Source organism: Anaeromyxobacter sp. PSR-1, assembly GCF_000964525.1.
Taxonomy (GTDB): domain Bacteria; phylum Myxococcota; class Myxococcia; order Myxococcales; family Anaeromyxobacteraceae; genus Anaeromyxobacter.
Genome location: NZ_BAZG01000007.1, coordinates 57,903 through 69,634, shown reverse-complemented (window position 1 = coordinate 69,634; position 11,732 = coordinate 57,903). Strand labels below are relative to the sequence as shown.

Sequence of the window (11,732 nt, the reverse complement as noted above, 5' to 3'; positions counted from 1 at the left end):
GGGGCGGGCGCAGGACGGCCCGGGTACGGACGATCCGGGATACGGCGCCGGAGCGGGCGCGGGTGCCGGGGCCGGACGGCCGGGATACGGCGCGGGCGCGGGACGGCCCGGGTACGGCGCCGGCGCAGGGGCCGGTGCGGGCCGCGACGGATACGGCGCCGGGCGCGAGGGCCAGTAGGTCGGCGGCGGCGGGCGCTCGGGCCGCCAGTTGCCGCGGTAGTACCAGCCGCGCCCGCGGCGCCACTGCCAGTCGTTGCCGCGCGGCGGGTAGTAGTCGTGGCGGTGCGGCCCGCGGACGTAGCACCAGCCGCCGCCCGGCACCGGGTGGCCTTCCCAGTACGTGAAGACGAGCGGGCCCCGGTAGAAGTAGTAGCCGCCGTCGAGCACATAGGCCGACGGCTGGTCGGGATAGTAGTCGTGCCAGTGCGCGCCGGGCTCGTAGCACCAGCCGCCGCCGAACGCGTCGGGGACGAAGTGCTCGCCGTAGTACCAGACCTGCAGCGGCGGCGGGGCGGGCGCCGGCGCCGGCATGGCGACCGGCGGCGGCTCGGACGGCACCGGCGTCGCGACCACGCAGCCCGAGGCGGCGATCGCGAGCGGCGCGAGGATGGCGAGGGTGCGCTTCATGGTGGGCTCCTCGGAGCGGCGCGCTCCACGGGATCGACGGGCGGCGCGCCGTCGAAATTCGAGCGCGAGCATAGCAGCGGCCATGCCACCGCCGAACCCCGCGGAACGACGTGCGTGGGGGCGGATGTGCGCGCGCGCCCGCGGCACGGCGTGAAGCGGGCGCACGCCGGGCGGACCGCGCCGCGCAGCGGCGCCCGCGGTCAATGCAACGTCTTCAGAGGTGCGAGGCCGAGGCGGGCGGAGGCGTAGCGCCGGAGGACGGTGCGGTACTCGTCCACCGAGCGCGGGCCGGCCACCAGCCACTCGTCGCCGATGACGAGCGCGGGCGCGCCGCGGATGCCCTTGTCGAACGCGCTCTCGTGCACCTCGCGCACGCGCCGCTCGGTGGCGGGCGCGGCGAGCGCACCGGCGAAGCGGTGCAGGTCGAGCCCGGCCCGCTCGGCCAGCTCGAGCAGCACGTCGGTGCGCGCCACGTTGAGCCCGCGCACCAGCGACGCCTCGCGGATGGCGTGGCGCAGCGCGGCCTCGCGGCTCGGGCCCTGCAGCCGCGCGGCGGCGAGCGCGGTGAGCGCGGGGATGGAGGTGAGCGGCGGGTCCGGCGAGAGCCAGAGGTCGTCGGTGACCGCCGCCGCCTCGGGCTCGCGCGCGGCCTTGCGCGCGGCGCGGGCCAGCGCGCGCCGCTCGGACTTGGTCATGGCGCGCGGCTCGAGGCGGGTGGGGTACGGCTCGAGCTGGAGCGCGCCGAAGGCGCCCTCGACGTCCTCGAGCGCGGTGAGGATGCGCCGCTCGGCCACCAGGCACCACGGTGAGAGCGGATCCTCGTAGAGGACCAGCGCGACGGGCTGTGCGTGACGGAAGTGGGGGGACACGGCGGGCGCGGATTCTACTCGGGCGCGCGCGCCGCGCAGAAGCGACGGGCGGCTGCCTGCTCCCCCGTGTCACGCGAGCCGGCGACGGCGCGCGGCACCCACACGACGCACCGTGAAGCGTCAGGCGAGGTGGCCGCTCGCGTAGCCCGACTGCCGCGTGCTCGCGAACTCCACCGCGTGCCGCACGTACAGGCTGGCGATGTCGAGGCCGGTGGCCGCCTCCAGCCCCTCGAAGCCGGGCGAGCTGTTGACCTCCATGATCTTCGGCCCGGTGCGGGCCTCGAGCATGTCCACGCCCGCCACCTCGAGCCCCATCACCCGGGCCGCCTTCACCGCGGTCTCGGCGTACTCGCGCCCGAGCTCGAGCGCCTCGGCCACCCCGCCGCGGTGGATGTTGGAGCGGAACTCGCCGGCGCGGGCGGTCCGGCGCATGGCCGCGACCACCCGGTCGCCGACCACCAGCGCCCGGACGTCGCGGCCCTTCGACTCGGCCACCAGCTCCTGCAGCAGGATCTCCTGGCCGAGCGTCCAGAGCGTGTCGAGCAGCCCGCGCACCTCCACCTCGGTGTTGGCGATCATCACGCCCACGCCCTGGCTCCCCTGGATGAGCTTGATGATGCAGGGCAGCCCGCCCACCATCTGCACCGCCTCCGGCACCTCCTCGCGGTAGCGGCACATCACCGTGCGCGGGATGTCGATGCCGAAGCGCGAGAGGAGCTGCAGCGCGCGCAGCTTGTCGCGCGAGCGGCCGATGGGCGTGGCCGCGGCGAGCACCGGGACGCCCATGAGGTCGAACTGGTTCACCACCGCCACGCCGTAGCCGGTGATGGACGCGCCGATCCGGGGGATGACCACGTGGACGTCGGTCGCGAGGACCTCCTCGCCGAGGTAGAAGATCCGCGGCCGGTCGCGCGCCAGCACCATGTTGCAGCGCAGGGTGTCGAGCACGCGCGGGGCGTGGCCGAGCGCGGTCGCCGCCTCGACCAGGCGGCGGGTGGAGTAGAGCCTCGGGTTGCGCGACAGGATGGCGACGCCGGCCCCGCCGTCCCGGCGCGGGCGGGCGGCGGCGCGCTTCGCGCGGGCGGTCTTCTTGCCTGGGGGCATGGGCGCGGGAAGGTTAGCGGCCTTCCCCCGCCCCCGCAACGCGCCGCGCCGCGCGGAAAACCGTTCGTTGATCCCGCCCCCCTCGGCTGCTAGAACCCTTGTCTTTCCGAGGCGAAAGAGCCGTGGACTCCAAATACAGCGTCAACCTCCCGAAGACCGACTTCCCGATGAAGGCGAACCTCCCGCAGCGGGAGCCGGAGATCCTGCGCCAGTGGGAGGAGCAGGCGATCTTCCAGCGCCTCGTCGCCCAGAACGCGGGCAGGCCCGGGGCGAAGCGGTTCGTCCTGCACGACGGCCCGCCGTACGCGAACGGCGACATCCACATCGGCCACGCCCTCAACAAGATCCTGAAGGACGTGGTGGTGAAGTACCGCAACCTGAACGGCGAGGTGGCGGACTACATCCCGGGCTGGGACTGCCACGGCCTGCCCATCGAGCTGAAGGTGGACAAGGAGCTCGGGCCGAAGAAGCGCGAGCTCGACCGCCCGGCCATCATCGAGGCCTGCCGCAGGTACGCGCAGAAGTGGATCGAGAAGCAGCGCGAGTCGTTCAAGCGGCTCGGCGTGTTCGGCCGGTGGGAGACGCCCTACGCGACCATGTCGCGCGGCTACGAGGCGGAGATCGTCCGCACGTTCGCCCGCGCCGCCGAGAAGGGCTTCCTCTACCGCGGCAAGAAGCCGGTCTACTGGTGCATCACCGACCGGACCGCGCTCGCCGAGGCCGAGGTCGAGTACGAGCAGCACCGCTCGCCGTCGATCTACGTCGCGTTCGACCTCGTCTCGAAGCTGCCCGATCCGAAGCTGGCCGGCCGCCCGGCGCGCCTGGTCATCTGGACCACCACGCCCTGGACGCTGCCCGCCAACCTGGCGATCGCCGCGCACCCGGAGTTCACCTACGTCGCCTACGACCTCGGCGGCCAGGTGGTGGTGGTGGCGAAGGACCTGCTCGCCCGCTTCCTCGCCGACGTGGCGCCCGGGGAGCTGTCGGTCTCCGACGTCCCGGCGCCGCACACGCCGACCGCGCACGAGGCGGCCACCGGCGGCGGCGGCACCGTGCTCGCGCCGCAGCTCGCCCACCCCGAGCGCATCCTCGCGCACCTCGACGGCAGCGCGCTCGAGGGGCTGCGCTACCGCCACCCGTTCCTCGACCGCGAGTCGCAGGTGATCCTCGGCGACCACGTGACGCTGGAGGCCGGCACCGGCCTCGTGCACACCGCGCCCGGGCACGGCCAGGAGGACTACGTCGTCGGCCTGCGCTACGGGCTCGAGGTGCTGAACCCGGTGGACGGCGCCGGGCGCTTCACCGAGCAGGCCGGCAAGTACGCCGGCAAGAAGATCTTCGAGGCGAACCCGGAGATCGTCGCCGACCTCGCCGCCTCCGGGCACCTGCTCTCCGACCCGAAGGCCAGCCTCGAGCACAGCTACCCGCACTGCTGGCGCTGCCACAACCCGGTGGTGTTCCGCGCCACCGACCAGTGGTTCCTCTCGCTCGAGCACGCCGACCTGCGCAAGTCCACGCTCGCCGAGATCGACCGGGTGCGCTGGATCCCGCACTGGGGGCGCGAGCGCATCCACAACATGATCGAGAACCGGCCCGACTGGTGCGTCTCGCGCCAGCGGACCTGGGGCGTGCCGATCCCGGTGTTCTACTGCGAGGGCTGCAACGAGGCGCTGCTCTCGCCGCCGGTGATGGAGCGCGTCGCCGCCGCGTTCGAGGCGGAGGGCATGGAGGCGTGGTACCGCCACCCGCCCGCCGACTTCACCCAGGGCGCCGCCTGCCCGGGGTGCGGCAAGACCGAGTTCCGCCGCGAGCAGGACATCCTCGACGTGTGGTGGGACTCGGGCGTGTCCTGGGCGGCGGTGATCGAGCGCGAGGGGCTGGAGCTGCCGGTGGACCTCTACCTGGAGGGCTCCGACCAGCACCGCGGCTGGTTCCACTCGTCGCTGCTCACCTCCATGGCCCTGCGCGGCGCGGCGCCCTACCGCGCGGTGCTGACCCACGGCTTCATCCTCGACCAGCACGGCAAGGCGATGTCGAAGAGCGCCGGCAACGGGATCGAGCCGTCGGAGATCATCAAGAAGTACGGCGCGGACATCCTGCGGCTGTGGGTGAGCGCCTCCGACTACCGCGACGACATCGGCCTCGGCGACCAGATCCTGGCCGGCCTGGCCGAGGGCTACCGCAAGATCCGCAACACCATCCGCTACGCGCTCGGCGCGCTGGACGGCTTCGACCCGGCCCGCGACGCGGTGCCGGAGGCGGAGCTCGAGCCCATCGACCGCTGGGCGCTGGCGCGCCTCGCCGCCTGGGACGAGAAGGTGGCGAAGGCGTACGAGGACTACGAGTTCCACCTCGCCTACCACGCCACCATGCAGTTCTGCGCGGTGGAGCTGTCGGCGCTCTACTTCGACGTCATCAAGGACCGGCTCTACACCTGGAAGGCCGACGGGCGGCAGCGCCGCTCGGCGCAGACGGTGCTCCACGCCATCGCGCAGGACCTCATCCGGCTGCTCGCGCCCATCCTCTCCTTCACCTCGAGCGAGGCCTGGTCCTACCTCCCGGGCCGGCCCACCGAGAGCGTGTGGCTGGCCGGGCTGCCGCGGCGCGCCCGCCCCGCCGACGCCGACGCGCTGGAGGCGCGCTACGGGAAGCTGTTCGAGGTGCGCGGGGTGGTGCAGTCGAAGCTGGAGGAGGCGCGCCGCGCCAAGCTCATCGGCTCGGGCCTGGAGGCGATGGTGACGGTCCGCGCCGAGGGCGAGCAGCGGAAGCTCCTCGAGGAGGCGCGCGCCGAGCTGCCCACGCTGTTCATCGTCTCGAAGGTGGTGCTCGCCGACGGCCCGCTCTCGGTCGAGGTGGCGCGTGCACCGGGCGTGAAGTGCGAGCGGTGCTGGATCTACGCCGAGGACGTGGGCAAGGACGCCGCCCACCCGACGCTGTGCGGGAAGTGCGTGGGCAACCTGTGATGAAGCGACCGGTCTCGAAGTGGGCGCTCCTCGCCCTCCTGTTCACGGCGCTCCTCGCCGCGGACCAGTGGACGAAGTACCTGGCGGTGGAGCGCCTCACCGTGGTGTTCGAGCGCGGCGGCGACGAGACGCTCGCGGCGCGGGTCCGCGGCTTCTACGCCTACCGTCACCTCGAGCCGCTCTCCACCGAGCCGTACTACGTGTGGCGGCCGGTGTGGCGGATGAACTACGTGGAGAACCCGGGCGCGGCGTGGGGCCTGTTCCGCGGCCACTCGCAGTTCTTCCGGAACGCGTTCTTCACGCTCGTGTCCGTCGCCGCGGTGGCGTTCATCCTCCACTACTACCGCAAGCTCCGGCAGGACCAGCGCTACCTGCAGGTGGCGCTCGGGCTCGTGCTGGCCGGCGCGGTGGGCAACTTCGTGGACCGGCTCGCCCGCCGCTACGTCATCGACTTCATCGAGTGGTACTGGTGGAACCGGCCCGACATCCGCTGGCCCACCTTCAACGTGGCCGACTCGCTCATCGTGGTGGGCGTCGCCATGCTCGTGCTGCACCCCGGCTCGAAGCGCGAGGCGGCGCGCGCGCCGGAGCGGCGCGGCGCGGCGGCCGAGCGCGTGTAGCCCTCGCCCCGCATGCTCCCCGTCCTCTTCCGGATCCCGCTGCCCGGCGGCGCGTCGCTGCCGCTCCACACCTACGGCCTGCTCATCGCCATCGGCTTCATGGTGGGCATCTGGCTGGCGCAGCGCGAGGCGGCGCGGCGCGGCCAGGATCCCCGGCGGCTCGCCGATCTGGCGTTCTGGATCCTGGTCTCGGCGCTGGTGGGCAGCCGCGTCTACTACATGCTCGTGAACCCCGGCGAGTTCTTCTCGCCCGCGCGGTTCCTGGTCTCGACGCCCTTCGGCCGCATCCCGCGCGTGCTCGCGGTGTGGCAGGGCGGCCTGGTGTTCTACGGCGGGTTCATCGGGGCGGCGCTCACCGCCGCCTGGTACCTGCGCCGGCAGAGGATGGGCTTCCTCGAGCACGCCGACACGCTCATCCCCTCGGTGGCGCTCGGGCACTTCTTCGGGCGGCTCGGCTGCTTCGGCGCCGGCTGCTGCTGGGGGGACGTCGCCCACGGGCACCTGCCCTGGGCCGCCCGCTTCCCGCCCGAGTCGCTCGCGTTCCAGTCGTTCGCCGACCGGCCCGATCCGGGCCAGTACCTGGCGGCCGACCGCCTCTCCACCCTGCCGCTCCACCCCACCCAGCTCTACGAGGCGTTCGGCGAGCTCGGCCTGTTCCTCCTGCTCGTGCTCCTCGTCCGGCCCCGGAAGCGGTTCCACGGCCAGGTGCTCGCCGCCTGGCTGATGCTGTACGCGGTGCTGCGCACCGGCGTGGAGGCGTTCCGCGGCGACGTGGAGCGCGGCGTCATCCTCGGCCTCGGGGTGGGGCAGTGGACCTCGATCGCGATCTTCGCGGCAGGTGCGGCGGTGTGGGCGCGCGCGCGCCGTCCCGCGCCGGCCGGCGCAGGCGAGGCCCCGGCGCCCGCCGGCGGGCGTTGATGTCCGGGCGCCGGCGCCGATAGACTCGGCGCGTGGCGCTCCCTCCGCAGAAGCCCGGCCGTCCTGCCGGTCCCCCGCCGTCGGCGGAGGAGGCGGCGCGCGCCGCGCGCCACGCCACCGACGAGCTCACCGACGAGACCGCGAAGCTCGAGGAGGAGCTCGAGGCGCTGAAGGCGCGCTACGAGCAGTACTTCCTCGGCACCGAGCGGCGCGAGCCCGCGCGCTGGCGCGACGAGGTGCGCAAGAAGGTGCTCCGGCTGAAGGGCGCCTTCACCCGCAACACCGGGCTCCGCTTCCGGATCCAGTCGCTCCACGCGCGCTACCTCTCGTACGAGCGGCTGTGGCAGCGGAGCGTGCGCGAGCGCGAGGAGGGCACGTACCGGCGCGACCTGCTGAAGGCGCGCCGCCACGCGCGCGACCCCGAGGCCGCGCCCGCGCCCGGGTCCGGGCCCGCCGCGACCCCGGCGCCCGCGGCCGGGACGTCACCCGCCGTGAACGCACCCCCGCCGCCGGCTCGTACCCCTGCGCCGCCCCCCGCGCAGCCCGGGGCCGCCGACGAGGGGCGCATGCGGGCGCTCTACGACGCCTACATCGCGGCGAAGCGGCAGTGCAACGAGGACGTCTCGCGCCTCAGCTACGACGTGGTCGCCCGCAGCGTGGCGAAGCAGGTCCCCGAGGTCATGGCGCGGTTCAAGGCCCGGTCGGTGGACTTCCGCGTCGAGGTGAAGGACGGCAAGGCGATCCTGAAGGCGATCCCCCGCGTCTGACCGGCCTCGCGACACCCGTACACGGCGTCCGCTGGCGCTCGTCGTGAAACCCCACGACGTGGCGCGGGGCGGGCGTCGCGCCCCGGCCGTGCGGCGCGAAGGACATTCTCCTGTGGTGAAGCCGATCTCCGCGACGGCCACCGTGCGGGTGCCCTGTCACCGGCGGGAGGTTCCCTCGCACATGGTAAGTGACCAACGTCCTCCCCGAGCGTCTGCTGGTGTGGGAGGAGGGGAGCTTGCGAGCGCTGCTGCCGTCGATCGCCGTGGCCCTGCTCTGCGCCGCGTGCGGCGCGTCCGACCTGGACGCGCGCCGGGCGCGGCTCGGCGCCGAGCGTCGCGCCCTGGAGGCCACGCTCGACCACCTCGAGGATCGCCTCCTCGTGAACCAGGCGCGCGTGCGCTTCTGGAAGGAGATGCGGGCGCGCCACGAGAGCGTGACCGCCGTCGCCTGCGCCTCGCAGGAGGAGCACGCCATCGAGATGGCGCGCCACGTCCTGCCCGACGAGCCCGCCCGCCGCGCCGGCCGCCGCGCCTCCATCGACCGCGCCCGCGTGGCCGCCGCCCCGCGCGCCGCCCCCGCGCCCGCCCGCGCCGCGCCGACCCCGTAGCGCCCCTCCCGCCGGCCTCCCCGGCGCGTCCCCCCGGCCCGCCCGCCGCCCGTGCGATTTCGGTTTGCGTCCGGCCCCGTTCGATCGTAAAAGGGCTGCCCGCGGCCGGCGTCTCGCCGGCCGCAAGCGCAGTTAAAACGCCTGGGTAGCTCAGTCGGTAGAGCAGGGGACTGAAAATCCCCGTGTCGCTGGTTCGATTCCGGCCCCAGGCACACCAACTTCGCTCGAACATCTCGGCCCGCCAGATCGCAAGGTCTGGCGGGCCGTCTGGTCTTAGGGCGGGGCTGGCTTCGCCGCGTCCGAGTCCGCCGCGTCCGGCGAGTGCACGGGATCCAGGCTAGTCCGCAGGGGCTGTTGCACCGGCGCTGCAGTTTCGCCCATCGCTTCCGCGAGGCGTCGCCGGAGATCCTCGACGGGCAGCCGGCCGTAGACCCGCTCGACCATCCGCGTCTCCGGGGGGCCCATCACCGGCGCGATGAGCTCCGGCGAGACGCCGGCGGCGCGGAGCCAGGTCGCACAGGTGCGGCGGCGGTCGTTCGGGCCGCTGGATCTTCACCGCGCCGGCCGCGTGCAGATTCCGAGATCCCCCGCGGCCGGAAGTATGTTGGATCAGCGTACCGGGAGGCGGCAACCCGGCAGAAGGAGTGCCGCGGCCTTAGCGGCGAGATCCTCAGGCGCAAGCCGCGCATCGAGAACAACGCCAGCTAGCGAAGGGAGGTCCGAGTGGACCGCGTGCTCCGTCGAGTGGGCGTCGTACTTGTCGAGGTTCTCTGCGTCCGAACTCCGCTCCGCGAGGCGCTCCTTACGTGTCTCGAAGTCTGCATCCAGGAACACAAGCTTAAACGGAAGAGGCGCGACCGCGACTCGCAGCGCAGCAACCACCTCGACGTGGCGGATTCCGTCCACGACCAAGCACGTGCGCCGGTCCCAATTACTCAAGACGGAAGAGGTGAACGCGTCCCAACCCATCTCAGCTATGAGGCGCTCGCCTAGTGCCTGAAGAACCGCGCGATCGCTCCCGAGACCCAGCAGAACGGCCTGATCTCGAACATAGTTGCCGAATGAAACGCAGGTGGCCCCAAGGCGCTCAGCAAGAAGCCGTGCGAAGAGCGATTTTCCGCTGCCGATCCCCCCAGAGACGCCGACGACGAGATGGACTGTCACCCAAATAGAGTGCGCTGGGCCGAAGCAGAACTCAAGACGACCCAACCACGGCGGTCGCGTTTCGGGCACTCGAGCGGCCGGACAAGTGTGTGAACGGGCCCAAGGGACAGCAGGGAGACGAACGCGGCGTCCCGTCGTGAACTCCAAAATCCAGGCACATCGTCCCGCAACTCGGGGCCATGCTGCTGAGCGATCTCCTGTAGGTCTCGTGCGGTCGGGTGCGCCAGATACCGCGCGCGCTGAATCTCGGCGAGTGCGACCACCGGTCCCCCGGCAGCCTTTATAAGCAGCACGTCTCCTGGCTCGACAGCGCGAAACGGAGGACAGCGGTGAGAGGAGAAGCGGGACTCGATAGTCTTGCTACCCTCGAGAACGTACGTCAGAAAGGGTTCGGTGAAAATCCCGATATGAGCACTGAGGCGCAGGTTAGGTGGGTGACGATACCCGTCCGCAGACTCAAGCTGATCGCGGATAGACACCCACCACGCCGAGAGGCTCATCGGCTGTGTGTACTACGCGAGACTGACAGAACGTGAACGTGAGCTACTACGTGATCGTCACGTCCGTGATCGGCACCGTGCGCTGTTGCGAGGAAAAGCGTTTCGCGAGTTCATCCTGCCACACGGCGACCGCTTTCGTTTGCGCGTCGAACGGAACGTTCCCCAGCGCGGCGAACCGGCGGACTGACGAGATGCGCTCCTTCACGACTCCGAAGGGGTAAATGTTCAGCGGGACAGTTCGGAGTGGGAGGTTCGGATGAAGCGTCTGCAGTCGATCCACGAATTGACGCACGCGCTCCGCGATGTTCGTCATCGTCGGCGCAGTCAGCGTTGCATACGCGTATAGATCGACGCCGGTTCGTCTCATGCGGTCGAATAGAGAGAACTGCTGCGAATACAGCTCCGAGGCGGCAGAGGTGTTGAAGGTGAATGACTCCTCGTCGAACCCCTTGAAGCAGGCGACTCGTCCGTAGCCGCGGAACGAGGAAACCTCCCGCACTTGCTCCTCGCTCAGAACCCGCCAGAAGAGGTCGGTGCTCAGGTTGTCGTCAGACCAGAGGAACACGCGCCCTTCCAGTCCGCGACGGCGAATCGCCTGCATCATCCACAGAACCCACTCCGGCGTGAGATCCGGCTGGCCACCGGTAAGATCGATCATGCTCGGCCGAACAGCTGCGGGTTCCGCAAGGTACAGGTCCAGCAGCTCGTCAGCCGTCATCCAGGCGGCGAATTCCTCGCGAGCTTCGAGCAACTCGTTTGGAACGAAGCAGTACCAGCACCGCCAGTTACAGGCAGCATTCTGGAAGACCTGCGAGACCACCTCCGCTCCCGGCGGAAGCCCAAGGAACTTGGCGGCAGGATCGATGGGCAGTGGATTGGGCGGCCAGCCCTGAGTTGATGCTGTGCGCCGAAAGTGACGCAGCCGGCCCAGCCCGCTGCAGTTCGCGGGCTTCGTGAAGTCCTGCGCCTGGCGGCTTCCACCAAGCCGAGAGATGAGGAGGCGTCCCACCTCCGGGCGGATCGCCCGCTCCCGAAGCCAAGCGGTGTACCGCTGGGTGTTTACAACCCCAGTCATCGCGAGCTCCGTCCGCGAGGGTCGGTGAGCGGCGGAACCTTCTGAGGATCCGCGGGGAGGTCCGGCATGCGCTCATCGACGTACAGCATGACGAGCTTCGCCAGGTACTGAACCTCTTCCTCCGTGAGTGGCCGCTGGGCATCGATGGCGTGCCAGTACTCGATGCACTTCCGGCAACAGGCAGCGACGGCGTGCTGCGCGTAGAACAACACGTTGCCGGTGAACGGAGTCTGTCTCCCTTCCCTCGGATTGGAGGCTTCCCCCACGGATGCTTGAATGCGATGAGTCGCAGCATCTTGCAGTTTTGTGCGGCCCTTGCGAAGGGCGTGGTTGATCGCGCGCCGGTCGAAAGGGCGGTGCCAGAATTCGTGCCGGATCTTCTCGTTGCGCAAGGCGGAGAACGTGTAAGCAGCGTCCCGCAGGTTGCGCGCGGAGAGCCGCTGCCATTTAACCAAGTCGGATCCGCATTCTCGGCACGGTCCTCCTACGCGTCTTCCATCTGCGCCTCTGCGCTTCT

10 protein-coding genes, 1 tRNA gene and 1 pseudogene are annotated in these 11,732 nt (G+C 71.2%); 6 read left to right on the top strand and 6 right to left on the bottom strand.

What is annotated here, in order from left to right:
• From PSR1_RS02520 to PSR1_RS02510, 3 genes and pseudogenes are all read right to left on the bottom strand, one after another.
• Positions 1–627 (bottom strand): annotated as a pseudogene (locus PSR1_RS02520) (hypothetical protein); the annotation flags it as partial.
• A 200-nt stretch (positions 628–827) separates the two neighbouring features.
• The gene (locus tag PSR1_RS02515) at positions 828–1,496 is read right to left on the bottom strand and encodes a DsbA family protein (protein ID WP_059436069.1); all 669 of its coding nucleotides are present in this window, start codon (positions 1,494–1,496) and stop codon (positions 828–830) included.
• A gap of 120 nt (positions 1,497–1,616) precedes the next feature.
• Positions 1,617–2,600: a RimK family alpha-L-glutamate ligase gene (locus PSR1_RS02510; RefSeq protein WP_059436068.1), complete on the bottom strand. Its 984-nt coding sequence runs from the start codon at positions 2,598–2,600 to the stop codon at positions 1,617–1,619.
• Between the two features lie 122 nt (positions 2,601–2,722).
• Here PSR1_RS02510 and PSR1_RS02505 point away from each other — a divergent pair, with 122 nt between their 5' ends.
• The 6 genes from PSR1_RS02505 to PSR1_RS02480 all read left to right on the top strand — a co-directional run bounded on the left by PSR1_RS02505 (position 2,723) and on the right by PSR1_RS02480 (position 8,688).
• Positions 2,723–5,563 (top strand): isoleucine--tRNA ligase, encoded by a 2,841-nt coding sequence (locus PSR1_RS02505; RefSeq protein ID WP_059436067.1) that lies wholly within the window; start codon positions 2,723–2,725, stop codon positions 5,561–5,563.
• Positions 5,563–6,183, top strand: coding sequence for a signal peptidase II (gene lspA / locus PSR1_RS02500; RefSeq protein WP_059436066.1), 621 nt, complete (start codon positions 5,563–5,565; stop codon positions 6,181–6,183). Before PSR1_RS02505 ends, lspA begins: the two co-directional genes overlap by 1 nt.
• Positions 6,184–6,195: 12 nt before the next feature.
• On the top strand, positions 6,196–7,101 hold the full coding sequence (gene lgt / locus PSR1_RS02495; protein WP_059436065.1) for a prolipoprotein diacylglyceryl transferase: 906 nt from the start codon (positions 6,196–6,198) through the stop codon (positions 7,099–7,101).
• 32 nt (positions 7,102–7,133) lie between these two features.
• Positions 7,134–7,868: an MXAN_5187 C-terminal domain-containing protein gene (locus PSR1_RS02490; RefSeq protein WP_059436064.1), complete on the top strand. Its 735-nt coding sequence runs from the start codon at positions 7,134–7,136 to the stop codon at positions 7,866–7,868.
• Positions 7,869–8,056: 188 nt separating this feature from the next.
• Entirely contained in the window at positions 8,057–8,476 is a 420-nt protein-coding gene (locus tag PSR1_RS02485) for a hypothetical protein (RefSeq protein WP_162486311.1), read from the top strand.
• 139 nt (positions 8,477–8,615) lie between these two features.
• Positions 8,616–8,688 (top strand) — tRNA-Phe (locus PSR1_RS02480).
• A 397-nt stretch (positions 8,689–9,085) separates the two neighbouring features.
• Here the strand turns inward: PSR1_RS02480 and PSR1_RS24025 are convergent.
• The 3 genes from PSR1_RS24025 to PSR1_RS02460 form a co-directional block, all read right to left on the bottom strand.
• Positions 9,086–9,640 carry an AAA family ATPase gene (locus tag PSR1_RS24025; protein ID WP_160308997.1) on the bottom strand — a complete coding sequence of 185 codons (555 nt, stop codon included), beginning with the start codon at positions 9,638–9,640 and terminating at the stop codon, positions 9,086–9,088.
• A gap of 546 nt (positions 9,641–10,186) precedes the next feature.
• The gene (locus tag PSR1_RS02465) at positions 10,187–11,149 is read right to left on the bottom strand and encodes a hypothetical protein (protein WP_152643282.1); all 963 of its coding nucleotides are present in this window, start codon (positions 11,147–11,149) and stop codon (positions 10,187–10,189) included.
• Between the two features lie 62 nt (positions 11,150–11,211).
• A complete protein-coding gene (locus PSR1_RS02460; protein WP_202813216.1) occupies positions 11,212–11,670 on the bottom strand; it encodes a DUF4186 family protein in 459 nt (152 codons plus the stop codon).
• Positions 11,671–11,732: the final 62 nt, after the last annotated feature.

What these genes read in the sequence shown, in the direction of transcription:
- PSR1_RS02510 (WP_059436068.1), bottom strand. Translation starts at nt 2,600, where the DNA reads ATGCCCCCAGGCAAGAAGACCGCCCGCGCGAAGCGCGCCGCCGCCCGC.
- lspA (WP_059436066.1), top strand. Translation starts at nt 5,563, where the DNA reads ATGAAGCGACCGGTCTCGAAGTGGGCGCTCCTCGCCCTCCTGTTCACG.
- lgt (WP_059436065.1), top strand. Translation starts at nt 6,196, where the DNA reads ATGCTCCCCGTCCTCTTCCGGATCCCGCTGCCCGGCGGCGCGTCGCTG.